23 protein-coding genes and 2 pseudogenes are annotated in these 22854 nt (G+C 70.8%); 11 read left to right on the top strand and 14 right to left on the bottom strand.

The features are described from left to right. Positions 1 to 275: 275 nt before the first annotated feature. On the top strand, positions 276 to 1157 hold the full coding sequence (locus tag ABZ923_RS00490; RefSeq protein ID WP_361464771.1) for a hypothetical protein: 882 nt from the start codon (positions 276 to 278) through the stop codon (positions 1155 to 1157). A 219-nt stretch (positions 1158 to 1376) separates the two neighbouring features. On the opposite strand, the gene ABZ923_RS00495 is transcribed toward ABZ923_RS00490, so the two are convergent. Further along, positions 1377 to 1589: a hypothetical protein gene (locus ABZ923_RS00495; RefSeq protein WP_361464774.1), complete on the bottom strand. Its 213-nt coding sequence runs from the start codon at positions 1587 to 1589 to the stop codon at positions 1377 to 1379. Between the two features lie 22 nt (positions 1590 to 1611). Between ABZ923_RS00495 and ABZ923_RS00500 the strand changes: the two genes are divergently transcribed. Beyond that, a complete protein-coding gene (locus tag ABZ923_RS00500; protein WP_361464776.1) occupies positions 1612 to 3264 on the top strand; it encodes a hypothetical protein in 1653 nt (550 codons plus the stop codon). Positions 3265 to 3494: 230 nt separating this feature from the next. Then, positions 3495 to 3848 carry a hypothetical protein gene (locus ABZ923_RS00505; RefSeq protein ID WP_361464778.1) on the top strand — a complete coding sequence of 118 codons (354 nt, stop codon included), beginning with the start codon at positions 3495 to 3497 and terminating at the stop codon, positions 3846 to 3848. Positions 3849 to 4030: 182 nt separating this feature from the next. Here ABZ923_RS00505 and ABZ923_RS00510 read toward each other — a convergent pair whose 3' ends face one another. Both ABZ923_RS00510 and ABZ923_RS00515 read right to left on the bottom strand, forming a co-directional pair. Continuing rightward, positions 4031 to 4246, bottom strand: coding sequence for a hypothetical protein (locus tag ABZ923_RS00510; protein WP_361464780.1), 216 nt, complete (start codon positions 4244 to 4246; stop codon positions 4031 to 4033). Between the two features lie 149 nt (positions 4247 to 4395). Beyond that, positions 4396 to 5073, bottom strand: a complete 678-nt coding sequence (locus ABZ923_RS00515) for a hypothetical protein (RefSeq protein ID WP_361464782.1) — start codon at positions 5071 to 5073, stop codon at positions 4396 to 4398. 406 nt (positions 5074 to 5479) lie between these two features. Between ABZ923_RS00515 and ABZ923_RS00520 the strand changes: the two genes are divergently transcribed. Further along, positions 5480 to 6316, top strand: a complete 837-nt coding sequence (locus ABZ923_RS00520; RefSeq protein WP_361464785.1) for a hypothetical protein — start codon at positions 5480 to 5482, stop codon at positions 6314 to 6316. A gap of 105 nt (positions 6317 to 6421) precedes the next feature. On the opposite strand, the pseudogene ABZ923_RS00525 reads toward ABZ923_RS00520, so the two are convergent. From ABZ923_RS00525 to ABZ923_RS00550, 6 genes and pseudogenes are all read right to left on the bottom strand, one after another. After that, positions 6422 to 6584: pseudogene (locus tag ABZ923_RS00525) on the bottom strand (RNA polymerase subunit sigma-24); the annotation flags it as partial. A 52-nt stretch (positions 6585 to 6636) separates the two neighbouring features. Then, entirely contained in the window at positions 6637 to 7041 is a 405-nt protein-coding gene (locus ABZ923_RS00530; protein ID WP_361465243.1) for a hypothetical protein, read from the bottom strand. 148 nt (positions 7042 to 7189) lie between these two features. Then, the gene (locus ABZ923_RS00535) at positions 7190 to 7789 is read right to left on the bottom strand and encodes a hypothetical protein (RefSeq protein ID WP_361464788.1); all 600 of its coding nucleotides are present in this window, start codon (positions 7787 to 7789) and stop codon (positions 7190 to 7192) included. Positions 7790 to 7934: 145 nt separating this feature from the next. Continuing rightward, a pseudogene (locus ABZ923_RS00540) lies at positions 7935 to 8342 on the bottom strand (nucleotidyltransferase family protein); the annotation flags it as partial. Positions 8343 to 8440: 98 nt separating this feature from the next. After that, positions 8441 to 9646: a PP2C family protein-serine/threonine phosphatase gene (locus ABZ923_RS00545; RefSeq protein ID WP_361465246.1), complete on the bottom strand. Its 1206-nt coding sequence runs from the start codon at positions 9644 to 9646 to the stop codon at positions 8441 to 8443. A gap of 307 nt (positions 9647 to 9953) precedes the next feature. Further along, complete coding sequence (locus ABZ923_RS00550; RefSeq protein ID WP_361464791.1) at positions 9954 to 10616, bottom strand: hemerythrin domain-containing protein; 663 nt, start codon at positions 10614 to 10616, stop codon at positions 9954 to 9956. 363 nt (positions 10617 to 10979) lie between these two features. Here ABZ923_RS00550 and ABZ923_RS00555 point away from each other — a divergent pair, with 363 nt between their 5' ends. Beyond that, the gene (locus tag ABZ923_RS00555; RefSeq protein ID WP_361464794.1) at positions 10980 to 11993 is read left to right on the top strand and encodes a YihY/virulence factor BrkB family protein; all 1014 of its coding nucleotides are present in this window, start codon (positions 10980 to 10982) and stop codon (positions 11991 to 11993) included. 152 nt (positions 11994 to 12145) lie between these two features. Continuing rightward, positions 12146 to 13000: an MBL fold metallo-hydrolase gene (locus ABZ923_RS00560; protein ID WP_361464797.1), complete on the top strand. Its 855-nt coding sequence runs from the start codon at positions 12146 to 12148 to the stop codon at positions 12998 to 13000. Here ABZ923_RS00560 and ABZ923_RS00565 read toward each other — a convergent pair. After that, entirely contained in the window at positions 12972 to 13748 is a 777-nt protein-coding gene (locus ABZ923_RS00565) for a hypothetical protein (protein ID WP_361464800.1), read from the bottom strand. The genes ABZ923_RS00560 and ABZ923_RS00565 overlap by 29 nt on opposite strands. Before the next feature lie 218 nt (positions 13749 to 13966). On the opposite strand from ABZ923_RS00565, the gene ABZ923_RS00570 reads away from it, so the two are divergent. After that, positions 13967 to 14143: a hypothetical protein gene (locus ABZ923_RS00570; protein WP_361464803.1), complete on the top strand. Its 177-nt coding sequence runs from the start codon at positions 13967 to 13969 to the stop codon at positions 14141 to 14143. A gap of 11 nt (positions 14144 to 14154) precedes the next feature. On the opposite strand, the gene ABZ923_RS00575 is transcribed toward ABZ923_RS00570, so the two are convergent. The 4 genes from ABZ923_RS00575 to ABZ923_RS00590 all read right to left on the bottom strand — a co-directional run bounded on the left by ABZ923_RS00575 (position 14155) and on the right by ABZ923_RS00590 (position 17288). Beyond that, positions 14155 to 14955: a phosphotransferase gene (locus ABZ923_RS00575; protein WP_361464805.1), complete on the bottom strand. Its 801-nt coding sequence runs from the start codon at positions 14953 to 14955 to the stop codon at positions 14155 to 14157. A gap of 119 nt (positions 14956 to 15074) precedes the next feature. Next, entirely contained in the window at positions 15075 to 15926 is an 852-nt protein-coding gene (locus ABZ923_RS00580; protein ID WP_361464807.1) for a class I SAM-dependent methyltransferase, read from the bottom strand. A gap of 146 nt (positions 15927 to 16072) precedes the next feature. Continuing rightward, positions 16073 to 16609: an isochorismatase family cysteine hydrolase gene (locus ABZ923_RS00585; RefSeq protein WP_361464810.1), complete on the bottom strand. Its 537-nt coding sequence runs from the start codon at positions 16607 to 16609 to the stop codon at positions 16073 to 16075. 55 nt (positions 16610 to 16664) lie between these two features. Further along, positions 16665 to 17288 (bottom strand): TetR family transcriptional regulator, encoded by a 624-nt coding sequence (locus ABZ923_RS00590; protein WP_361464812.1) that lies wholly within the window; start codon positions 17286 to 17288, stop codon positions 16665 to 16667. A 210-nt stretch (positions 17289 to 17498) separates the two neighbouring features. Here ABZ923_RS00590 and ABZ923_RS00595 point away from each other — a divergent pair, with 210 nt between their 5' ends. The 4 genes from ABZ923_RS00595 (at position 17499) to ABZ923_RS00610 (ending at position 22757) form a co-directional block, all read left to right on the top strand. Then, positions 17499 to 19664 carry an MMPL family transporter gene (locus tag ABZ923_RS00595; RefSeq protein WP_361464815.1) on the top strand — a complete coding sequence of 722 codons (2166 nt, stop codon included), beginning with the start codon at positions 17499 to 17501 and terminating at the stop codon, positions 19662 to 19664. Between the two features lie 35 nt (positions 19665 to 19699). Then, positions 19700 to 20422 carry a hypothetical protein gene (locus ABZ923_RS00600; RefSeq protein ID WP_361464818.1) on the top strand — a complete coding sequence of 241 codons (723 nt, stop codon included), beginning with the start codon at positions 19700 to 19702 and terminating at the stop codon, positions 20420 to 20422. A 412-nt stretch (positions 20423 to 20834) separates the two neighbouring features. Beyond that, positions 20835 to 22022, top strand: coding sequence for a lipase (locus tag ABZ923_RS00605; protein ID WP_361464820.1), 1188 nt, complete (start codon positions 20835 to 20837; stop codon positions 22020 to 22022). 123 nt (positions 22023 to 22145) lie between these two features. Further along, the gene (locus ABZ923_RS00610; protein ID WP_361464822.1) at positions 22146 to 22757 is read left to right on the top strand and encodes a TetR/AcrR family transcriptional regulator; all 612 of its coding nucleotides are present in this window, start codon (positions 22146 to 22148) and stop codon (positions 22755 to 22757) included. The last annotated feature ends 97 nt before the right edge of the window (positions 22758 to 22854 follow it).

A 22854-nucleotide genomic window follows, 5' to 3' on the forward strand; every position in this document is an offset into this window, starting at 1 on the left:
GTACAGACTGCGGTGGGTTTTCGAGCGGCCCACCCGACGGTCGCACTCGGCCGTGTCGACGGTGAGCGCGACGGCCTGGTCGTGAGGCAGGGATTCTGGGAGCCCTGTCCCAAGCGTCACGCCGACGTCCGTCCCCGCGGCCACCGCCGTACAGCACAGGCCCCCTTCTGCCCTGGCGCTGGTTTCGGCAACCAACCGCCCGCTTCTGCCCTCTTCCTGGTCGACAGATGGATGCGGTCGAACCGGCCCAGCCATCTCCGACCAAGGGGGAAGCGTTGTTCCGCAATGCAGTCCGGGCCGTGGGCGTCGCCGGTCTCGCCGTGGTGCCTTTGCTGGGAGGGGCGGCAGGGGTGTCGGCCGCCGAGGGCGCGAGCCCGTCTCCGGGCGTCCGCCTGGAGTACCACGTGGCTCAGAACCTCGCTCCGGAAGCCGGTGACGACGTCTGGTTCAGCCTGGAGGGCATGCGACCGGGATGGGACGAGGCCGAGGTCACTTCTCCGGCCCTGCAGGAGCCGATCACCCTGACTCCCCTGAAGAAGGGGTCGACGCAGTCGGTGCAGGTGGACCCGGAGGGCTCGCAGCACCGCATCCGTTCGGGTCTGCGCCCGGGCACCTATCCGGTCACCGCGACCAGCCACGGCCGTATCGTCGCGACGGCCACGCTGAAGGTCGCGGCCGAGAACTCGGCGCAGATCGACCGGTTCGTCATCGGTCCCCGGGACGCGTTCCCCGGCAGCGGCACGCCGGCCTCCCTCCGGCCGGGCAGTGACGTCCGGGTGGTCCTCACCGACCTGCGGGCCGCACCGGGGGAGAACTCCCTGACCGTCACGTCACCCGTCTTCAAAGGGCCGTTGATCATCAAGACCAACAGCCCGGACAACCCCGGCTGCAAATGCGACGACGCCGGCACCGTCTACGCGGGCCACGCACGACTGCGAGGCGACGTACCCGAAGGCCGCTACACCGTGACCGTGGTCAGCCACCATGGGCAGCACACCACAACGCAGCACGTCACAATCGCCGGCCGGCCCGTCAACGACGGCGGCTCCTCCTGGGCGGTCGCCGGTGGCGTCGCGGCGGCGGGACTGGCCCTCGCCTGCGGCGGAGTGTTCACGGTGCGGCGCCAACGCTCACGCAAGGCCGAGCCGTCCGCGTAGCGGCGAACCGGCAGCCGCGGACCGACCCTGTCCTTCTCCGCTCTTCCTTCGCTCCTTCCGGCCGTTCTCCGGCCCGGAGGCACTTCAAGCTGTCCCATGACTCAGAAAGCATTCCTTGCATACCTCACACAGACGAATATCGCGCCTCGCGGTCCTCGCGGCCGGAACTGCTCTGTTCCTGACGGGAGGGGGAGGCCTCGCCCAGGCACAGACCAAGGCTCAGGACGTCACACCGGCGCCCCACCTGTCCTCGACCACGGTGCCGTCCGCCGGAACCTCGGCCGGGCCGTCCGCCGAACCCACGCCCACGGCATCCGCCAGCCCCTCGACCCCGAACGCGACGGGAGAGCCCCCGGCCTCGCCGTCGGCGAGCCCGGGCGGTTCCACGGAGCCGAAGACCGGCGACGACGACTGGTCGGACGCGGACGCCATCCGTTTCTGGACGCCTGAACGCATGGCCTCGGCCACCGACCCGGCCCTGCCCGCGCAGCAGGCGGACCCGAGCACCGCGGCCCGTGCCCGGCGGGCGGCCCCGGCCGGTCCCTCGGCGGCGGCCGACATGCCGACGGCGGAGCACGTCCTCGGCCTGCCGTCCGTCGGGACCATCTTCACGTACGACACGGACCCGACCACCGACCGGATGCACGCGCACAAGTGCACCGCCAGCGTGGTGGAGAGCCCCGGGCACAATCTGATCCTGAGCGCCGGGCACTGCGACGGTGGCAAGGCCGTCTTCGTCCCCATGTACGCCGCCGAGTACACGCTGGACAAGCAGACGTTCGGGTTCTACCGGGTCTCCAGCTGGTTCACCGACAACCGGTACGTGCACAACACCAAGAAGCCCATCTCGGACCTGGACTTCTCCTTCGGCCGGCTCGAGCCCTCGAAGAGCGGCAAGCAGGCGCAGGACGTGGTGGGCGCGAACAAGCTGGTGCGCACGCCGGGTTACCTGAACAAGGTCACGATGCTGGGCTATCCCTCCAGCCACGACCCCGAGGACCATCCGGTGCGGTGCCCCACGCAGACGGAGGCGCTCCCCGGCTTCTACCAGATCCAGGCCAAGTGCCGTGGCATGTGGAGCGGCGTCTCCGGTGGTCCCTGGTTCTCCCGGGTGGACTGGGCGAAGGGCACCGGTGAGATCATCGGGAACGTCGGCGGGTACCACGGCGGCGGCAACGACGCGAACGTGGACTGGCTCACGTACAGCCCCATGCACGGCGACTGGTTCTTCCGCCTGTACGACGAGGCGAAGAAGGGTCAGCACGTCTCCCACGGCAGCACCTACGACCAGCCGCCGCTGCCGTACTCCATGGGCGGCGGTGAGACCTGGTCCCACGCCAGGCTGCTGGCCTCGGGCGAGTACACCGGCGACCGTAAGGGCGACCTGGTCGTGGTCTGGACCGACGGTGAGGTGACCCTGTACACCGGCGACGGCAACGGCGGCTTCACCGGCGAGCGCCGGCTGGCCGCGCCGCACGGCGTCTGGCAGGACGTCAAGTCCCTCACCGGCGGCGACTTCTCCGGCGGCAACGGCTCGGACCTGCTGGTGGTGTTCAAATCCGGCGAGGTCAGGCTCCTCCCCGACGTCGGCACCAAGGGTATGGGCGGCGGGATCAAGATGGCCGGCGCCGGATCCGTCTGGAGCCACGCCGACCAGATCACCGGCGGCAGCTTCGGCACCGCGAAGTACGTCAGCGACCTGCTGGTGCGCTGGAGCGACGGCGAGGTCACCGACTACACCGCCGTCGGCGACAGGGGCTTCGGCACCGAACACCAGCTGGCCAAGCCGAAGAGCGCCTGGAAGGACGCCACCTTGGTGACCGCGGGCGACTTCACCGGCGGCAACAACTGGGACGCCCTGGTGCGCTGGTCCGACGGAAGGGTCTCCCAGTTCCAGGAGACCTGCCCCGGCGGCGTCGGCAAGGAGGTCCACATGGCCTCGGCCGGCAGCATCTGGTCCTACGACTCGGTGATGACGGCGGGCGGCTACGACTCCAACGGCTGGCCGGACGACCTCGTGGTCCGCTGGTCCGACGGCGAGACCACCATGTACGCACACACCGGCGCCACCTTCGGCACCGAGCACATGCTCGTTGCCCCGAAGTAACCGCGCCACCACCTGCCCCCGCGGCCGAGGCGGATCCGGGTGACCCGAACCAACGGGCCCGGGTCCGCCCGCCAGGGTGTCACGCCCTGCAGCGCTCTGATGTATCGCCTGACCTGCGGGAAGAGGGAACGATTCGGCGTCCTCGTTCGGGGGACAAAGCGTCTAGCGCACACCTGGTGGGGAATCGCTGGCAGTGACCGCACCGGTAACCCGACAGAGAGAATGTGCCTGTGTCCGTTCGTTCCATCAAGGCGGCCGTCGGCGCTGCATGCAGTGCCTTCCTCCTGCTGGTGGCTGTTCCCGGCTCGGCCTCGGCGGCCACCGGCCAGTTCCGCTACACGTACACCACCGCCGACGGGTACGAGGCCGTCGGCTTCCTGAACAACCCCGCCGGCGGTGAGTGCATCAACCTCGCCCCGCCGTCCTCCGCACCCGGCACCCCCTCACGGGCGCCCAAGAACCGCACGGACGCCACCGCCACCGTCTTCCTCGACACCGACTGCACAGGCGACACCTACTACACGCTGCCCCCGGGCACAGGCGCCTCCGACCGCCTGCTCCTGCGCTCGGTCGTCTTCTCCTGAAACCAACCACCCCGGACGGCCTGCACCCCGCTCGCCCCACCGCCGGTGCAGGCCGGTACACACCCGCAGCCCCACACGCATCTTCGGGGTGCTGAGGGGAGGCGCCGGCCGCGTGCCGCCTTCCAGGCCACGCTCGCGCGGGAGCGCCCCGCGGCGCGTGACTGCGGGGCGCCTTGGGGAGTTCAGTCGACCTTCTCCCCGTCGTGCGTACCGCCCTTGCAGTAGTTGCCCTCCTCGTTGATCGCGGGCGTTCCGCCGCCCTCCCTGCACTGAGAAGGGGTGACGTAGGACGAGGCACCCTGTGCGGTGGCGGCGGTGGCGGTGGCGGCGCCTGTGAGGCCGAGTCCGGCGAGGGCTGCCGTGGCGATGACGCCGGCGAGGATTCGTCGAGTGGGCATGTGGTTCCCCTTTCACGGATTGCCTCGGTTGGGGCACTAGCCAGCCTGATCTTCACCCATGTGGGTGGCACGTCATGTTGCGCCATTCGGGTGACAGAGCTGTCGGGTGCGAGGGCGGGGCGACCCACGTCGAACAGGCCCAGTGGCCGCTACGGCGTGTAGACCTGTTCCAGGCTGTGGATGGCGCCGTCGTCGCCGGTCGTGTACTTGAACACCAGTCCGGAGTCGGGGTGCGCGTTGACCCAGTCGATCAGCTCCTGCACGCCGATGCGCTGGTTCTTGCTGCTCGCGACGATGGGGTTGGTGGCGGTGACGTACGCGGCCTGGTCGAGGGCCCACCGGCTGTCCTCGCCGGTGACGACGAACGGCGTCCCGTCGGAGTCCTTGCCGGGGCATCCCCACGTCCCGTGCTGAATGACGAGGTTTACCTTTCCGGTGCTGGCGGGGAGTTCCTCGACGCGGTAGAGGGCGATCTCGTCGGGGTCGACATGGTCCGGGTCCGGCGCCTTGACGGCGCAGCCGGTGGCCGGCGCGGTGGTCTTGACCGGGTCGGAGGCCTTGGAGGCGGGCTTCGCCACGGGCGTTCCGGCACCGGCCGCATCCGGCGACGCGGTCGCCGTGGAACCCGCGCCTCCCGACCCTCCCGTGCCTCCCTTGGCCACGCCCTTGCCGCCGCCGGACGTGCCGGACGCCTGGCTCGCGGTGGCGGCGCTCGGTGAGCCATCGGCTCCGGCGGCGGAATCGGACTCCTGGCACCCGGTGAGCACCGCGGCCAGCGCGGCGGCGGCGAGCGCGATGGCGGCGGGTCTGAGGCGATGAGCATGCACGTCGGGACGTCCCCCCTGTTCACTGGCGGCCGTGTCGGCCGCCCATCGGTCGGGACCGTAGCAACGCCTCAGCTCGCGCCGCACTACCGGAACGCTCCATGTCACGGACTCCGGACAATGCCGTCACGGGGCGCGGATCATGTGACGGGAAGCAGATCCGGTTCAGACGCGGGTCCGGTCGGTGGGGAGGGAGGTCAGCGAGTTGGTGACCTGCTCGGCCTGGCGGCCTTGTGCTGCCCGGCCGCGCGGCGCAGCTGCTCCTCGTACCGCCCCGCGGGTGCCCGCCGCCGTGCGTTCGGTAGAGGAGGACCGAGTTGCCTGGTCACCGCGCGTGGCGGAGGTCCATGGGGCCGGGGGGACGGGACATGATGGGGGTGAACGGACGCGGTGCGAGGAGGAGTGCGGCGTGGGCGGATTGGGCTCTGACGGTGCGAACCACGGCAAGTCCCGGTTCGACGACATCTACGTCCAGCCGGATCCGCGTGCCTACTTCACTCGGCTGGCTCCGCTGGACTATGAGATCCCGCACCACGCCCAGCCGGTGTTCCGGCAGCTGGCCGCGGAGCGGGCCGCGTACGGTGACGATGGGGCCGGCGGGCCGGCGGTGCTGGACCTGTGCTGTTCGTACGGCATCAACGCCGCCCTGCTCAATCACGAGGTGACGCTCGCGGAGCTGTACGAGCGGTACACGTCCGACGCCGCTCGCCGCATGTCGCCGGAGGCACTGGCCGCGTGGGACCGGGAGTTCTACACCGAGCGGCGGCGACCGGACGCGTTGCGGATGTACGGCCTGGACATCGCCGCTCCGGCGGTGCGCTATGCCCGGCAGGCCGGTCTGCTGGACGCCGGTTTCACCGACGACCTGGAACGGGTGCCGCCCGGGCCGGAGCTGCGCGACGCCCTGCCGGAGGTCGGGCTGATCACGCTGACGGGGGGCGGCAGCTACATCACCGAGCGGACGTTCGCCGCGCTGCTGGACGGTGCCCGGCGTCCCGTGTGGGTGAGCGCGTTCGTGCTGCGGACCGTGGCCTACGAGCCTGTCGTGCGGAGGCTGGCCGCGTACGGGCTGCGGACCACGGTGGATGCGTCCCGGACCTACCCGCAGCGGCGGTTCACGGATGAGCGGGAGCAGCGGTACGCGATCGACGCGGTACGGGCCCTCGGCGGTGACCCGTCGGGCCGGGAAGAGGCCGGTCGTTTCCACAGCGTGCTCTACGTCTTCCGGCCCGACCCGGCACGGTAGTCCACGTACGCGATCCGACGGGGCGCCGCCCACGCCCCATGGGCTGCCGGCTCCTCCCCGGCCCTGGGCGAGATCCGGACACACGGCAGCGTACGGTGGCGATGATCACCGGGTCGCGATGTGGTAGGCCGTGCCTGGCGGCGACGGCCTTGAGTTTCTCGGGGTTGGCCACGTTGTGCAGGGCACTGATGCGGCCCTGGGCGTCGAAGTCGAAGGTGCGGGTGGCGATCACGCGTTCGGGGGCGCGGAAGACGATGCCCGGGCCGCCGATCGACGCGGTCCACCAGCTCACCCATGGGGCACACGATGACAGGGACTGCTCACGACGCCGGGTCCGCTGGGCCTCGTTTGTCCTCGACGTGGACGACGTGAAGCTCGGTGCCGTCCCGGTGGCGCTTGGAACGTCCGAACAGCCCGACGGCGATCTCCGACCGGTCCTGAGGCTCATCAGGGCCGACATAGGTGAGAACGTCGTTGTGATGCCCGGTGACGACCCATCCCTCGACGTCCTCGAGGTCGATCACCCCGAAGTCTCCCGCCGAAGATCCGGCGTGCGCCGGGCCGAACTGCTTCAGGAGGTCGGTGGCTTGCTCGGCAAGCTCCCCATCCGGAGCGGTCAGCACGACGCACGTGCCGTGCTCGAACAGCACCCACGACTTGCGCGGGTCGGCGAGAAGCCTCTGCCAGACGTCTATCAGTGTCTCGGTGTTCACGCCGGTCATCATGCCGCAGGGCACCGACAACGGGGCCGATCGACCGGCGGCCACAGCGCATACGCGACTCCTGAACATGCGGGTCCATCAGTCCGAAGGGCCAGCCGACGGGCCCCTGCGCCACACCCGCCGCCACTCGGAGGCCCTCACCTCGTGGGGCTCACTCATCGGGGTCGGGCCACGTCGCCACCAGGGTGCGCAGATCTGGAAAGCGGGGACCGGAGACCATCTCCCGGGTCGTCTCGCCGTTGAGCCAGCACACTTCCTCGGGACCGCCGTCGCCGGTGTCGAACAGGCAGCACACCCCGCCGGCGGTGGCGGTCAGGCCGGTGAAGACCTCCCTCACGCTGGCCGACCGCGCGAACAGGCGGCTCATCGCCGATGTCGCCGCCCAGAACTCCATGGACGCGTAACGAGGATGGAGCAAGGACTCGAACCGGATCGTCAGGTAGACGTAGCCGATCTGGACTCGCCCGTCCTTCTCGGTCCCGTGGCCGTGTGCCACCACATACTCACGCACCACGTCATCGACACCGAACACGAGGGAGGTGTCGAGCTCGAGCGTGCTGCTCCCGGAGCAGTCGACGGGCTCACTCTTGAAGCGGGACGTGAACGGGAGGACGAGCCGCTCCCCCCAGGGCAGTGTCAGCTCAAGCGGCGGCACGTCACGGGTCGGTGGCGCCAGCTCGGTCAGTTCGGCCAGTGCCCTGGCGATGTTCCGAGGACGCACGTAGATGTCGTAGCCGTAGGTCAGCCCCATACTTCCCCCTTTGGCGAGCCGAACCGCACCTTCTCACAAACCGCCCCTGGTGAGCCGGAGTCGGCCTCGAGCGCTGCCGTCAGGCCCGGCACGTCGGGCACGTCCGGTTCGGTGGGTGGCGACGGGAGAATCGGCGGTCGATGTCTCAACCCGCTGGGGCGCGCGTGTCCGGCCAGCCCAGCACCGTCAGCTCAGGCCACTCCGCCTGCCATCGCGCCGCCTTGGCCTCGTACACCGACCGCGGGGCGAGCACCGGGTTGGGCCGGACGACGAGGTTGAAAACGTCCGACAGCCCATGGGGCGCATGGACACGCCACCGCCCGTCCGTCTCCACCCGTACTCCGAGACAGCATGTCGTCGCGGCGAAACTGCCGATGGCCGCCTCGACGGAGTCATACGGCGGACACGGGACTCCGAACTTGTCCTCGTACCAGAGGTGCACCCGTACCTCGTTTCTGATCTCGACCTCTGCCGGCAGATCGGCGAACACCTCCCGTCCTGCCTGGATCACAGCGTCCTCCGCCTCCCAGGAGAGGTCGCCGCCATCGAAGTAGGCTCCAGCACTTCCGTCAACACGTGGTTACGGGGGCAGGGCTGGTGATCAGCCGACTCCCCCTCGACCAGCAACTCGAGTCCCTGCGTTCGGTGCTGTCAGGTGCCGTTGGAGCCGCCGTTGGTGTGGCGCTGTCCGGAACGGCTGCCGTGCCAGTCGAGGACCATCGTGGTGGCATCGTCGGGCAGAGATCCCCGGCAAGCCTCGTGGACCGCCGAGGTCAGCGCCCGGACCACTTCACGGGGGTGTTCGTCGCGGGTGGCGTGGACGAGGGCGGGAAGGTCGACCGTGGAGGCGGCGCGATCCCGCATGCCGTCGGTGATCAGGATCAGGCGGTCACCGGGTTCCAAGCGAAGCCGCTGTACCCGGTAGGCGACCGGGGCGGGCACTCCGAACGGCATGTTGACCGTGAGGGTCAGCTCCTCCACGGTGTTGCCGCGCAGACGCAGTGGCCAGGGATGGCCGGCGTTGACCAGCTCGCAGGTGCCGGTTTCCAGCTGGATGCGCAGCAGCTGGCCGGTGGTCATACCGCGGCCGTGACGGGTGATCGCCTGGTGGGCGGCGTAGGCCTGGTCGACGATGCTGTGCCCGGCACGGCGGGCGCCGCGCAGGGCGTTCACCGTCAGCGTGGCCAGCAGCGCGGAAGCCGTGTCGTGGCCCATCGCATCGGTGATCGACAGGTGGAGGGCGTCCTGGTCGAGGGCGTAGTCGTAGGTGTCGCCACCGATGTCATCGGCCGGAACCAGGCCGCCGACCAGGGTGAAGTGCGCGGCCTCGCAGCAGGACGCCGAGGGCAGCAACTGGTGTTGGATCTCCGCGGCCAGGCTCATCGTGGTGGTGCGCCGGCCCCAGTGGTAGAGATCGGTGAAGCGGCGGTCGGTGACCACGATGTACGCCAGCGCGTGCGCGGCCTGCACCACCGCGTCCCGCACCGCGTCGTCCGCTTCGGGTACGAGCAGGTCCAGGACGCCGATGCAGTCGCCGCGGTTCGTCACCGGGGCCACCAGCCGGTAGCCGCCCTCTTCGTCCGGCTCCTGGTGCAGGCGCTGGGAACGCAACACCTGGTCGTGGACGCTGCCTGTCAGCCCGCGTCTCTGCGTCTCACCCCGTGTCTGCGCGGCCGTACCGGCTCTGGGCAGCCGGACGGCTTCCTGCCCGACCATGTCCACGAGCCAGAACGACACCTCGCGCGCCGAGAACCGCTTCTCCAGGTTCCGGGCCACCACGTCCACCGACTCCACCGGCGCGGCATCCTCCGCCGCCCGCAGCACCTCGTCCAGGCCCAAGCCCTCACCACCATGCACGGCCACCTCCCCGTCCTCCACCCCGGATGCCCGGCGGAGCCGTCCTGGATGCCCCCTACCCGTATTCCTACGAGCCGAGGAGAAGCGGTTGCACGGTGAACGACGCCGTTGGAGGTGGGGGGACGACCTGGAGTGGGGCCGCCGTACGGTCGGGTGCCGGGTGGGGCGCGGTGAGGTCGTCGAGCAGGTGGTGGGCGTCAGCGGGTAGGGGCAGGGCCCGGCGCGGGCCCGCCCGCTCCAGGTCCGCCCGGGCGGCCTGCTGGTTCCGTCTGTCCGCTCCGGTCAGTGCGCGTACTCCCCCGCCGGATCACATGCCCCCGCGATGCCGAACGGCGTCGAGTGCTCGGTCGACAGGGCCGAGAACCGGGGCGGCCAGCTTGTTCGTGGCCTCGTTGTTGACCCAGCGGTGCGGGCGGGTCGGCGCGTACGCCTGGGTCAGCTTGACCTCGGCGCCGAGCATGCGCAGCCTGGGCACGCTGACGGCCCGCCGAAGCGCCATGAATTCCTCGCGCTCCTCCCGGGCGGCGTGCCGGGTGATCACTCGCCGGGCCTCGTTCAGCCGGCGCAGATAGCCGGAGCCGTCCGGGCCGGTGCGCCACAGTGAGATCAGCAGTTCCTTGGCCGCCTTCTCCTCGTGACGCCGACGGGCGGCCACCTCACGACCGTGCCGCAGCGCCCGCCGCGCGACGGGATGGACATGCGCTTCCTCGGCAGCCTCGTGCACGGCGAGCAGCCGCATCAGCCGGTGGAAGTTGCGGGCGCGCCACGGCCCGGGAAGCGCGGCCTTCAGGAATCCGAGTCTGATCTGCCGGTGCTGGCGGACGAGCAGGTCGACGGCGTTCTCGGCGCCCAGGGAGCGTGCGACCTTCAGTGACCATATGGGTGCGGCTTTCGCGGTTCTGGCCGTGGCCTTCCCTACGCGCAGCGACATCGGCGGCACCTGCGCGGCGGTCTTCGTCAGCGTGCCCATGATCCCTCCTCGCTTGGGTCCCAGCGCTGGCGGGTACCCACCCGTTGCTGCGCTCACGCGGCCGGCGCCCTCGCGAAACCGGCCCGCCCGTTTCGGAACGGGGTGGGCGGAGACTTCTGGTGGCGGGCAATGGCACCGCCGGTGGCGCCGATGATCCGGCGCCTGCCCGCCGTGCGGCCCGGCGCGGGCTCGGACAGGTCCTCCCCCGACCACAGTGGCGGCGAAAATGCGATGCGGAAGAGAAATCGGAAGCAGGATGAGACGGCGGTGAGCCGTCCTGCGTCGGGCGACCTCCGTCGAGGGGTTCCACTGCCGCACCGGTCTGCACGCGCCGTCCGACCCGTCCGGCACCGGGAATGAGTCATGCAAGTCCTTACGCGCCTGGACGCCTATCAGAGACGGCACCGCTGGGTGGGCCTGCCGCTCGCCGTCCTGTACAAGTTCTACGACGATCAGGCGCTGTACCTCGCGGCCCTCCTCACCTACTACGGATTCCTGTCGCTGTTCCCTCTGCTGCTGATCCTCGTCGTCGTCCTGAGCACCTTCCTCAGCGACGATCCGGCCCTGCGGCAGCATGTCCTGGACTCCGCCCTGAGCGAGTTCCCGGTCATCGGTGACCAGATCGGGGAGAACATCCGCTCCTTCCACGGCAACGGTGCGGCACTGGCCGCCGGCATCATCGGCAGCCTCTACGGTTCTCTGGGCGTCGCCCAGGCCGCGCAGTACGCGCTCAACAAGATCTGGGCCGTCCCGCGGCACGCCCGCCCCGACCCGTTGCGGTCACGCCTGAAGGGTCTGGCCTTCCTGCTGATCCTGGCACTCGGATTGTGTGCGTTCACCCTGCTGTCCGTGGAGGGCTCGGTGATTCACGTCCTCGGCGCACGACTACGAGGCGCGTCGTGGCTCGCCGCCACCGCGGGTTCGGTGTGTCTCAACACCGTGCTGCTGCTGGTGAGCTACCGGCTGCTGACGCACCGGACGCTGCCACTGCGCAGGCTCCTCGGCGTGGCGCTGGGCGCCGCTCTCGCCTGGCAGGCACTGCAGTGGGTGGGCTCCTACTACGTGAGCCACGTCCTGCGCGGGGCGACAGCCACCTACGGCATGTTCGGCATCGTTCTGGGACTGTTCGCCTGGCTCTACGCCGGGGCGCTGATCTTCATCACAGCCGCAGAGGTGGGGGCCGTCCGCGTCCTGCGGCTGTGGCCGCGCAGTCTGCTGACACCGTTCACGGACCGGGTGCACCTCAGCCCGGCGGACCGCCGCGCCTACCAGTCGTACGCGGCGACCGAAGCGTTCAAAGGCTTCCAGAAGATCCGGGTGCACTACGAACCGCCGCCCGATCCGCCGCACGACGAACCCCCCGAGGACGCCCCCTGAGGCGGCACGCCCCACGAACGGGATCCAGTGTGCAGGAAGCGGAATCGAGTAACCCGCCAACGGCTTAGGGAAGCCCCGGTACGGGGAACCCGGCCCCTCGAAAACGGATGGTGATGACCTCAGACGGCGCGACCCGTCGGGCAAGGACCGTTATGACTACCTTCGACGATGCGCTCGACCTGCACTTCATCGGCAACGCGACGGTCCTGCTGCGGTTCGGCGAGCTGACCCTGCTGACGGACCCCAACTTCCTCCACCGTGGCGAGCGGGCACACCTGGGCTACGGACTGGTCAGCCGCCGGCTCACCGAGCCGGCCCTCGACGCGGCGGACCTGCCCCGCCTGGACGGCGTCGTCCTCTCGCACCTGCACGGTGATCACTGGGACCGCCGGGCCAGGCGTCACCTGGACCGCTCGGTACCGATCGTCACGACCCGGCACGCGGCGCGCCACCTGCGTACCTGGCAGGGATTCCGCAGGGCGGGAGGACTTCGTACCTGGGAGAGCTGCACGCTCACGCGCGGGGAGGCACAGGTCCGGGTGACCTCGCTGCCCGGGCGGCACGCTCTGCAGCCCGTGCTGCGCGGCATGCTTCCTCCCGTCATGGGGAGCATGCTGGAATTCGGTCCGGTGGACGGGCCCGCGCGTCTGCGGCTGTACGTCTCCGGCGACACCCTTCTCTTCGACGGCTTGGAAGAGATCGCCCAGCGTTTCCCCGCCGCCGACCTGGCCGTGCTCCACCTCGGAGGCACTCAGCTACCCGGGGGATTCGTGGTGACCATGGACGGCGCGCAGGGAGCCGAACTCGCCCGGCGTCTCGATTACCGGCGCGTCCTGCCGGTGCACTACGACGACTACACCGTTTTCCGCTCTCCGCTGCACGACTTCCTGGCCGAGGCGCGCAAGCTGACTGGTCGCGGGCGGCGCCACGGTGCGGTGATACGGCCGCGGGAACCGATGTGCCCGGCCGGCGCCGAGGTCACTGCGTGCGCGTCCGCTCTTTCTTGAGCACCCTGTAGTAGTCGCTGTAGGGCAGCTCCAGCTTGAACACCAGGCCGTACCGTTTCCGGATGGCGGCAACCGTGGTGGTTTTCGGGTCACGGGCCACGCGGGAGACCGGCGGATCGTCGACGAGGCCGGCGTACGGCTCCTCGACCAGTCGGCGTGGGGCGCTACCGCGTGTCGTGTCCCAGGTCAGCGTCTGTCCGGAGACGGCCAGCCGGGTCGGTTCCGGGGCCTTCGCGCCCTGCGGGTTCGGGCCGTGCCCCCGGTAGTAGGCGAGGAGCCGCTTTCCGCGGTCGTCGTGCGTGAACGGGATGGGGCTTCCGGATCCGGCCGGCCCCGAACGGGCGTGGTCGCCCGCTGTCAGGATCCCGTCGAGGGTGTCGCTCATGTGCCCGGGGTCGGCGCCGTAGTAGGCGGTGACATTCATGGAGCAGACGACCTTGTCATCGTCGGTCTCCTGCTGGAAGAACCAGCCCGGCCCTGATCCCGGCACGCACACGTCGTGCACCACGACCAGACCGAGCGAGAGGGACGTACGGTCGGCGTACGCCCGCGCCACCCCCTGTAGCCGCTGCTGCGCCCGCTCCCGGGCCCGCACCGCCTGGCCGCTCTCCCCGAGCTTGCGCAGTTGCCTGTCACTGACGGCACGGTCCGGTGTCGTGGAACAGGCCGGGACGGCGAACAGGACGATCACCGCCAGCGATCCCCACACGCTCCTCCGGCCGGCGGCACCCCGCGAAAAGGCTCTCACGCGAGTCCGCTCCTCATCGCCAGCTGCCTCTCCCTCGTCGTACGTCCGGCCCGACCGTCACTGTCCACCAGGACGGCTGGGCCGGGCATGAGTACCGGTACTCAGACGGCCGCAGGGCATACCCTCACCGGGGCAGCTTGGGCACGGGCCGGGCCGGGTGGCGGGAGGGTGCGGACACGGGCCGCCGGGAGTGAGGTCCGTAGCAGGAACTGATCTGCTTGTCGGACGCGAAGCTGCGGCAGTTCGTGCCGCAAGGGCGGCGGAGGAGCTGGACCGGCCGCCGGCTCACGAGCCTGCGGCTGGAGGCGACCACGCCGGTGGGTGGCGGCAGCGTGGAGATCGGTCTCGCCGCAGGCGGCCAGGAGCCGATCAACACCGACCGCCTCGCAGCGTGATCAGGCAGCGGTCAGCTCAGCAGCGCAGCCGTGAATGTCTCGCGGTGGTCCACCAGCCATGTCTGCATACGGTCCCAGCGTTCCCATCCGCCGCGCTCGGACAGCGCATGGAGATAGACGGGGTCGCCGTCGGCAACGCGGCGGGCGACGAAGGTCCGGCAGACCTCCGTGGCCTGCTCGATGACGCCGGCCAACTCGGAGCGGTCCCGCGGGGAGAGGCCGTAGCTGTCGGCAAGGATCCGCAACCGTGCGGGCGCATCCAGCCCGGCGGGGTGGACGGCGGCCGCGGATGCGGGGTCGAGCATGGGCACCCAGTAGCGGGCGGTCATGGCGAGGTCCCACAGGGGGCGGCCCGGGGCCGCCATGTCGAAGTCGATCAGGGCAGCAGCGCGGCCGTCGCGGAAGACGACGTTGTCCGGGCACACGTCGTTGTGGCACAGCATCGTTCCCCCCTCCGGGTCGGCCAGGTCCCGTGGCCACTCGGCACGGGTGTCGACCGCGACGGTCGCGCTGGTCTCGTGCAGGCGCCGCAGCAGGCTCCCCACCGATTCCAGGGCGGAAGTCGTCATCGCCCAGTCCGGGAACGGCGGCAAAGCCACGTCGCCGGGGAGGAAGGTCAGCTGCTCACGGCCATCCACGGTGAGACCGACAGGGGTCGGCGCGGCGTCGAAGCCGCGCTCCTTCAGCGCACGGAGATAGCCGTGCAGGGCGCGCGCGTTGCGCGGCGCCGGGCGCTCGACCAACGCACCCCGGCGGAAGACCGCCCCCGCGTTCACCATCCCGCCGACCAGCGCCTCGCCCTCAGCCGTCATGACGATCACGCTACCGCCAGATCGACCCCGCGCGGGCCGGGCCGCAAACATGGCGCGAACAAGCGCCCAGGTCGTTCACGGCGGATGACTGTCGATCATTGAGGTAACCGGGAGGCGCTCTACCGGCGGACCGCCGAGATCAGGCCACCGGGCCGCTCCTCGCGTTGCGGCGGGGTGCTGATCGGGCGGCCGTAGGCGGCGGCGCGTTCGCGCAGGGTGTGGCAGCTGGCCTCCCAGCCGTGCCCGGCCAGCCAGTCCACCGGGTCGTCGGGCATCTCCGAGACCCACAGGGACGCCGCCGATCCCGGCTCGGCGTCCGCGCCGAAGCGCTCGATCACACCGCGCCCGCCCAATGTCAGCCCCATCCGACTGCCTGCCGCCGACCGCGCGCTGATCCGGGCCAGCAGCAGTTCCACCGCGTCCTCGGGCAGGTAGATCAGCAGTCCTTCGGCGATCCACACGGTCGGCACCTCGGGGTCGTGCCCTGCGGCGGCCAGCGCGCCCGGCCAGTCCTCACGCAGATCCACCGCGACGGTGATCCGCTCGCAGCGTGCGACGGCCCGCTCCTGGCGCAGCACCGAAGCCTTGAAGTCCAGTGGCGCGTCGGTGTCGACCTCGAACAGCCGGGTGCCCTCGGGCCAGTCCATCCGGTAGGCCCGGCTGTCCATGCCGGCGCCGAGCAGCACGACCTGCCGGACACCGGACGCGGAGGCCTGCTGCAACAGGTCGTCGAGGAACTTCGTCCTGATGACGATGGAGGACGCCACGGCCTGTCGGCGGCGTCGCGCGGCCTCGTCAACGGGCAGCGGCGGCGAGGAGGGCCACAGACCGCCGGCGGAGGCGAAGGCCCGTGCCAATGGGTCGCGGAACAGCGCGTTCTCCCGCTCGGTCTCCAGCGCCCGCACCCTGGCCACTCCCACCGCCGTGGCCCACACTCCCGACGGTTGCACCCGCTCCTGCTCATCAGTCACCGCGCCAGCCTAGACGGCCCGATTCCAGGGCGTCCGCGGGGAGTTGGCTTCTCGTGCGGCCGGCCAGTCGGTGCCGGCCGCAGCCGGCCCGTACCTGAAGATCTTGTACGCGAATAATCCGTTCCCGGGAGCAGGCGGCGCGCCGCTCATCTCCACAGGTCCTCACTCGTGCACACGTGTGCCCCCATGTTCCGCTCCATCATCTGCAGTGCGGCCCGAGCGAGGTCTTTGTGGATGTGGGCTACGGCATCCCTGGGAACGGTCACGTCGAAGTGACGGATGTGGGCGTCCAGAGCCGAGTAGAGCACGCACTGCTCGGTCACCTGCCCGGTGAGTACCAGCTGGTCGATGCCCTGTTGTCGCAGGAGGTACTCCAGCGGGGTCTCGAAGAAGACGGAGTGGCGGGCCTTCAGCACGAAGAGCGAATCACTGTCGGGCTTCAAGGGACTCACCAGGCAGCCGTGTGGTCCCTTCAGGGCCTGGTCCAGCAGCTCGCCGTGGTGCGATCGCCACTCACCGAAGTTGTCGTTTACGTAGATCACCGGTACCGAGCGGTCTCGCGCACGCCCCAGGAGGTCCTCCACCACCGGCACGATCGTCCGCGCCGAGGGAAGCAGCAGGTCGGCGTCCTTGTGGTCGTACGTGTTGATCATGTCGATGACCAGCAGTGCAGTCTTGCTCACCTCCGCCGGGTTCCCTGATCGCGCGGCGGTGAAGCCATCCGCTCCCCGCCTGCTGTCAGGGCTGTTCGGGAGAGCCGATCCGGCGCAGTATCCCGAAGGCTCGCAGCAGGGGCGCCGGACCCGTGTCCGTGAGGCCGGAGGCCCGGCGCGCCCTGCGGGTGCGCAGTACGGCGCGGACCGCGGACAGAGCGGCGCACGCGATCACCGCGGCCGTGAGGTCGGCGTCCGGCGTGTCCGGCGGCAGTCTGCGCTCGACCAGGACGGTGAGCCGTTCCTCGAAGTCGGAGAAGGCCTGGACGAGCCGGGTCGTGACGACGTTCTCGATGCCCTGGATCGGATGGCTGAGGGCGGTCAGGGTGGAGGCGGCGAACGGCTCGGCGGCCTCCAACAGGGCGTTGCACACCGCGTCCAGGGGCTCCTCGTCCGCCGGACGGCGAGCCAGGGCGTCCTCGACGTAGGCGAAGATCTCGACGCCGTCCGGCAGCAGCAGCGCCTCCTTGCTCTCGAAGTAGCGGAAGAAGGTGCGCACGGAGACGTTCGCGTATGCGGCGATGTCCGCGACGGTGGTGGCCTCGAAGCCGCGTTCCTTGAACAGGCGCGCGGCCCCTTCCAGCAGGCGGTGCCGCGTCTCCTCCTTCTTGCGCTCACGCAGTCCGGCGGGGGCAATCTCACTGGGCATGGTCCGAAGCCTCCCGTCCTGGTGTCACAGCTGTCAATTGACACACCTGCCGCACTCCGTGGCGGCACCCTTGTCGACCTCACGCCCGCTGCGCCCTGGAGCGCACTCTCAGAATCATCGCATCAGCAAATGTCACTGATGCCAATTGTCATTCGTGACACTTCCTCCTAGAGTCCGTGTCACTCGTGACACTTTTCCTAGGAGGCCTGGGTGGCCCGCCCTGCTCGCCCCACGCACCACTCCGCCGTAGCCCGCAGCAGACTCGGTCGCCTCGGCGGTTTCTGCGCCCGGCATCCGGCAGCGGTGATCACCGCCTGGCTGCTCGCTCTCGTCGCCGCCCTGGCAGGTCGGCATCTCGCCGCGCCCACCTTCAGCGACCAGGTCAGCCTGCCCGGCACCGCCTCCCACACCGGCGCGGATCTGCTTGCCGCCTCGATGCCCGAAGCGGGCAGGCCGGGCGGCAAGGTCGTGTTCCACACCGGCTCCGGCAGCGTGGCCGACCACCGGTCGGCACTGGAGCGGACCCTGGCCGAGCTGCGCGACCTGCCGCACGTCACCGCCGTCTCCGGGCCCGTCACCAGCGCCGACGGACGCACCGCGTACGCCGCGATCTCCTTCGACGAGCAGTTGAAGAACCTCGGCCACGACTACACCGGGCGACTGGACGAGGCGACCGGCCCCGCCCGGGCGGCGGGGCTCGGCGTCGCCTACGGCGGCGATCTGGACCAGGTGGTCCGTGCACCGGCCGACGACACACTGAGCGAGGGCGTAGGCGTCGTCACCGCCCTCGTCATCCTGCTGCTGGCCTTCGGCAGCGTCCTGGCCGCGCTGCTCCCGCTGATCACCGCACTGATCGGCGTCGGGGTCGGCCTCGGCATCGTGGGCATCGTCGCCGCGACCGTCTCCTTCGCGACCTCGGCCACCACCCTGGCCGGCATGATCGGCCTGGGTGTCGGCATCGACTACGCCCTCTTCCTGACGACACGCTTCCGCCAGGACCTCATCGACGGACGCGACCCCGCCGACGCCGCCGCCCGCACCGCGCACACCAGCGGACGCGCCGTCCTCGTCGCCGCTCTGACCGTGGCCGTCGCCATGCTCAGCCTCTACGCCTGCGGCCTGACCTTCATCGGCAAGATCGGCCTCGCGGCCACCCTCGCCGTCGTCGTCACCGCCGCTGCCGCCCTCACCCTCGTACCGGCGGCCCTGGGACTGGTCGGCAGGCGCATCGACCGGTTCCGCCTGCGCCGCCCGGTCGCCGAGGGCACGGCGGCCGGCGACGGCCGCAGCCGCTACGCGGACCTCGTCGCCCGGCGTCCCTGGACGTTCCTCGCCGTCGGCGTCGCCGTCCTCGGCGTCTGCTCCCTGCCCTTGCTGTCGATGCGCCTCGGCCACGTCGACGCCGGTGCCGACCGGCCGGGCAGCAGCACCCGAACCGCCTACGACTGGATCGCGGACGCCGACGGGCAGGGCTTCGGAGCAGGGGCGAACGGCCCGATCGTCACCGTGGTCGACGTGAGCGGCGCGAAGTCGTCCGTCGACCGGATCACGGGCGACGTGACCTCGGCCCTGAGAACCACCCACGGCGTGGCCGCCTTCACCCCCGTGAAGACGAGCGCCGACGGGAGGATCCTCGTCACCACCCTCACCCCGACCACCGGCCCGCAGGACGCCGCCACCGCCGACCTGCTCGCCGACCTCCGCGAGCGGACACTGCCCCGAGCCCTGCACGGCACGGGCGCCCACGCCTACCTCACCGGCACCGTGGCCGGCCAGGCCGACTTCCGGAACACGGTCGGCACACGGCTGCCCGTCGTCATCGGCATCGTCCTGGTCCTCGCCTTCCTGCTGCTCATGACCGTCTTCCGCAGCCTGGTGATCCCGCTCAAGGCCGTCCTGCTCAACCTGTGCACCACGGCAGCGTCCTACGGCGTACTCGTCGCGGTCTTCCAGTGGGGGTGGGGCGACTCACTGCTGGGGCTCTCGGAGCCGGTGCCCATCGAGTCGTACGTGCCGATGATGATGTTCGCGATCGTGTTCGGGCTGTCCATGGACTACGAGATCTTCCTGCTCTCCCGGATCGCCGAGGCCTGGCACCGCACCGGCGACAACCGGCTCGCCGTGGGAGAGGGACTGTCCGCGACGGCGCGCGTGATCTCCGCAGCCGCGTTCATCATGACCGCGGTGTTCCTGTCCTTCACCGCCTCACCGACCGTGGTCGTGAAGATGCTCGCCCTGGGGCTGGCGATCAGCGTGGTCGTCGACGCCACGGTGGTCCGCCTGATCCTGGTGCCGTCCGCCATGTTCCTCATCGGACGGGCGAACTGGTGGCTACCCCGCCGGCTCGACCGAGTCCTCCCGCACCTGCACGCCTGACCACCGGCACGCCGACCGATCCGGAGAAGTGACCCGTGAGACCGAACTCCCCCCGAAAGACCCGCCTCGTCCTGGCCGCCACCGCCGCGACCACGGTCCTGTTCACCGGCGCGACCGACCTCCTGGCCGAGCACCGCGCCGAGGAGCGGATCGTCACCCGGGCCACGCGCGGGCTGACGCCGGACGGCCCGGTGCACGCCGACCTCACCACCCCCCTCGCGGGCCTGCGCACCCTGGGAGGGGAGGTCGGAGACGTCGAGGTGAGCGCGGAAGGTGTACACCGTCAGCACGCAGTGCTGGACGTGAACGTCCGCCTCAAGGACGTGACGACCAACGGCGACAGCGCCGGGGGCACCGCAACCGCCACCGTGGGATACGACCAGGTGACCCGGCGCCTGGGTGCGTTGGGCGACGGCCTGAGGGCCGGAGGACAGGCCGGCGACCTGATCCTCACCGGGAGCGCCGGCCGCCTGGGCCTGCCGGTCACCGTGCGGGCGGCCCTGTCCACAACCGCGCACGCCCTCACCATCACGCCCAGAACCGTGAACGTCCTCGGCCGAAGCGTGGCCGTCGACGACCTCGCCGAACTGCCGGCCGCCTCCGCACTCCGCGACGAGCTCGCTCCCCGGACCGTGTCCGTCGGCGCACTGCCCCACGGCGTCGCACTCGCATCGGCGCACGCCGCCGGCGACGGCCTCGTCCTGGGCTTCTCCATCGCCGCCGGACCGACACCGAACGCGGGCGGGACAGCCGTCTGACCCGTCCGGGCGGCGGCCGCTCGCGGACGAACAACACCGAGGGCGTACGTGAGTCGGGCCCGGGCGGGCCCTTCCGGAGCGGAGGAAGCCGGGGCCGCCGTCTTCACGCCTTCTAGATCGGTTGGCCCCCGGGCACCATCCGGCTGGCCCCATGGATCCGGGCCCGGGGCGCGATCAGCATTGCGTCATGCGATACGCAAGTGCTTCCCGTTCATCCGGCTCATCCGGATTCTCAGGCTCCTCCGGCTCCGCCCGTTCATCCGGCTCCCCCCGCTCCGCCGGTTCCTCCGCCGTACCCGTGACGCGGCGACGACTGCTGGCCGGCGCGGGCGCCTTAGCCGCCCTGGGCGCCGCCTCGGCTCTGGGGCCGACTGCTCGCGCGTCCGCCGCGCCGAAGGCCCCCGCCGGGCCCGTGCGGCTCGAACTCCCCCGCCCCACCGGACCGTTCCCGCTCGGTGTCACCGAACTGCGTCTGGTGGACCGGACGCGTCGTGGCCCCTGGTGGGCGGGCGAGGCGGCCCGGGAGTTCCGGGAGCTCATGGTGAGCGTCTGGTACCCGGCCGACCGCGCCACGGCGAAGGACGGCCCCCGGGCGCCCTACATGCGTGCGGGCGCGGCCGCGGTCTTCGGGGCGGGCGCGGCAAAGATCCTCCGGATCGACGAGGGGGCCATCGACTGGGCCGGATTCGGTACGCACGCCCGCGTCGGAGTGGCCGCGGTGGCCAGGGCCGGGCGGTTGCCCGTGGTGCTGTACTCGCCGGGCATGTACAACGAGCGCACGCTCGACACCACCGCCGTGGAGGAGTTGGCGAGCCACGGCTACGTGGTGGTCACCGTCGACCCCGTCCACGAGGCACACGCGGTCGAGTTCCCGGACGGCCGCGTCATCGAGCCGGCGCCCGGGCTCGGCACCATCGAGGCGGACGCCGACCGGTCCAGGGCTGCACTGGACGTCCGGGTTGTCGACATCCCGTTCGTCCTCGACCAGCTCGCCGTGCTCGCCCACGGCGGTAACCCCGACGCCGGGAAGCGGCCGCTGCCGCGCGGGCTCGGGGACGCCCTGGACCTCACGCGCACCGGCATGTTCGGGCATTCGCTCGGCGGGATGACGACCGCCGAGTCGATGCGCGTGGACCGCCGTATCCGCGCCGGGGTCAACCTCGACGGGCCGCTCGGCTACGACTGGACCGACCCCGAACTACTGCTGCCGGTCGCCCGCACCGGGCTCGACCGGCCGTTCCTGCAGATGGGCGCGTGGCTCGCGGTCCCGTCCGGCAGGCTGCCGCACACCCATGAGCACTCCCCGTCCTGGCGGGCGATGTGGCGGAACTCCACCGGCTGGAAGCGCGATCTGTGGACGGAGGCGGCCGAGCACAACTCGTTCACCGACTACCAGACGGTCCTCCCCGGCCTCGCCGAGCGGCTCACGCTGCCGGACGAACTGGCCTCCCGGATGATCGGTACCGTCGACCCGGCGCGGTTCACCGTGAGCCGGCGGGCCTACCTCACCGCCTTCTTCGATCAGCATCTGCGCGGCCGCCACCAGCCGCTGCTGGACGGCCCCTCACCGCTCCACCCGGACGTGCGGTTCATCGACTGAGGCTCCGGTGGCACAGTTGTTCGCCCTGACGTCATCGTCGTGCCGCCCGGACGCGGCCGGATGCAGTGTCCGGAAGCGGGGCGAGGCTGAGCGGACACCTGCTTCTCGCCTAGAGTCGGCTGTATGACGGAGGCACCGGCTCAGGACCGCGGCGCACGGTCCCGTGACGCGATTCTCGACAGCGCCGGCGCACTGATGTCGCGGTACGGCTACGCCGCCACGTCCATATCCATGATCTCCGCCGAGTGCGGTCTGCCGGCCAGCTCCCTCTACTGGCACTTCGGCAGCAAGGACGGGATCTACGTCGCGGTGCTGGAGCGGGCCCGGACCGCGCTGCTGGCGGCCCTGCCCCCGGCCGAGGTGTCGGGTGCCGACGTCGCGCAGCGCCTGGACGCCTTCCTCGCGGAGGTCGAGGACGCCTTCCAGCGCCATCCGCACGGTCTGAAGCTGCTGCTGGGGCTGGGCATGGTGCAGCAGGACGCCAGCGCGGCGGCGGTGGCGGAGGTGCACCACTACCGCGACGCGCTGGTGGCCTGGGCTCGGGATGCGCTGAGCGCCGTCTTCGGGCTGAGCGACCGACCGGAGGTCGCGGACGAACTGGCGCGCTTCACCCTCAGATTGACGAGCGGCACCGCCGTCGCGCGCTGGTTCGACACGAGCGCCGTCCTGGACACCAGGGCGTTGCACGTGGCCTTGCTGGCGCTCGCGGCTCACCACGACGTTCTGGTGGACTGAACCGCGGGGGAAGGCGCTCTGTCGCGTGACGTCACGGACCGGGAATGACGACCGGGTGGGCGCCGTCCCGGGATCTGGCAGTTCCTGAGTGCGTTCG

This window comes from Streptomyces sp. NPDC046881 (assembly GCF_040645015.1).
Lineage (GTDB): Bacteria > Actinomycetota > Actinomycetes > Streptomycetales > Streptomycetaceae > Streptomyces.

Coding starts and splice junctions, on each gene's coding strand:
- ABZ923_RS00495 (WP_361464774.1), bottom strand. CDS start 1,589: ATGGCGTCCGCGTCCGACCAGTCGTCGTCGCCGGTCTTCGGCTCCGTG.
- ABZ923_RS00500 (WP_361464776.1), top strand. CDS start 1,612: ATGGCCTCGGCCACCGACCCGGCCCTGCCCGCGCAGCAGGCGGACCCG.
- ABZ923_RS00510 (WP_361464780.1), bottom strand. CDS start 4,246: ATGCCCACTCGACGAATCCTCGCCGGCGTCATCGCCACGGCAGCCCTC.
- ABZ923_RS00530 (WP_361465243.1), bottom strand. CDS start 7,041: ATGATGACCGGCGTGAACACCGAGACACTGATAGACGTCTGGCAGAGG.
- ABZ923_RS00535 (WP_361464788.1), bottom strand. CDS start 7,789: ATGGGGCTGACCTACGGCTACGACATCTACGTGCGTCCTCGGAACATC.
- ABZ923_RS00550 (WP_361464791.1), bottom strand. CDS start 10,616: ATGGGCACGCTGACGAAGACCGCCGCGCAGGTGCCGCCGATGTCGCTG.
- ABZ923_RS00555 (WP_361464794.1), top strand. CDS start 10,980: ATGCAAGTCCTTACGCGCCTGGACGCCTATCAGAGACGGCACCGCTGG.
- ABZ923_RS00560 (WP_361464797.1), top strand. CDS start 12,146: ATGACTACCTTCGACGATGCGCTCGACCTGCACTTCATCGGCAACGCG.
- ABZ923_RS00575 (WP_361464805.1), bottom strand. CDS start 14,955: ATGACGGCTGAGGGCGAGGCGCTGGTCGGCGGGATGGTGAACGCGGGG.
- ABZ923_RS00590 (WP_361464812.1), bottom strand. CDS start 17,288: ATGCCCAGTGAGATTGCCCCCGCCGGACTGCGTGAGCGCAAGAAGGAG.
- ABZ923_RS00610 (WP_361464822.1), top strand. CDS start 22,146: ATGACGGAGGCACCGGCTCAGGACCGCGGCGCACGGTCCCGTGACGCG.